1 protein-coding gene is annotated in these 800 nt (G+C 31.5%); it reads right to left on the bottom strand.

Annotated features, from left to right (window positions below; all coding sequences use genetic code 11):
* Positions 1-137: 137 nt before the first annotated feature.
* On the bottom strand, positions 138-743 hold the full coding sequence (locus tag A5893_RS05000) for an RDD family protein (RefSeq protein ID WP_068821471.1): 606 nt from the start codon (positions 741-743) through the stop codon (positions 138-140).
* Positions 744-800: the final 57 nt, after the last annotated feature.

The raw sequence follows: 800 nt of genomic DNA, 5'->3' as shown, positions 1-800 counted from the left end.
TAACGTTTTGCAAGTTTGTACAGAAATGGCATTAAAGCAGCCAATTTCAGCTTGCACAAACTTAATTAATTTGCAGTAAAGTTGTTTTAAGCAGGTCAGCCATTTTTGTACAAACTTGTGGTTAGCTGCTGCTTGTTTTACCATGGTTTTAATCTTTGGTGAGAAAAAATAACAAATATAATTATCAAAATTACTGTGATCATAAATGTCAGTTTTGCCTGATTGTCAAACTTAAAATCTTCAATTTCAGTTAAAATTAATTCAGGATCTGAAGGTTTTACCTCAATTAAACTTGTCCCAGCAATCAAGTCGCCAAGGCGTCTTTTGGGATTTGCTAATAAAAATATTGCCTCTATTGGCCATAAAGGGGCTGTTATATTCCTGAGTATACACTTTACTTTGGTTGCCTTTTCATTGGTCTTTGCGTCAACGACTTGTAAACCCAAAAGTCTGTGAACAGGACTTTGTCCGCCAAAAATGTCTTTGTTAATAAGGATTATCATCATTAAACTGAAAGGAATTGATAGAAGAAAATCTGTCCAAACAAAGTTTGTCTGATTTGCATTGCCAATAAAAAATATTGGAATAATTAAGATAATAAAAAATGGAAAAAATATTGACAAAGTATACCACATTTCAAGTATTGTCGACTTAATTCTCTTATTCCATTGTAAAAAATAAAAATCGCTATTTAAATACAATCTCACAAAACGGTTAAACATTAGAAATTTAAGTATTTTCATTATTGTCTGATTTGAATTCGGAGTTGGTCAGTTTTGCTCAAGTTGCAGCTAACGTTT

Source organism: Pedobacter psychrophilus (genome assembly GCF_001652725.1).
Classification (GTDB): Bacteria; Bacteroidota; Bacteroidia; order Sphingobacteriales; family Sphingobacteriaceae; genus Pseudopedobacter; species Pseudopedobacter psychrophilus.
This window is presented reverse-complemented; position numbering and strand designations above follow the sequence as displayed.

Coding starts and splice junctions, on each gene's coding strand:
- A5893_RS05000 (WP_068821471.1), bottom strand. CDS start 743: ATGAAAATACTTAAATTTCTAATGTTTAACCGTTTTGTGAGATTGTAT.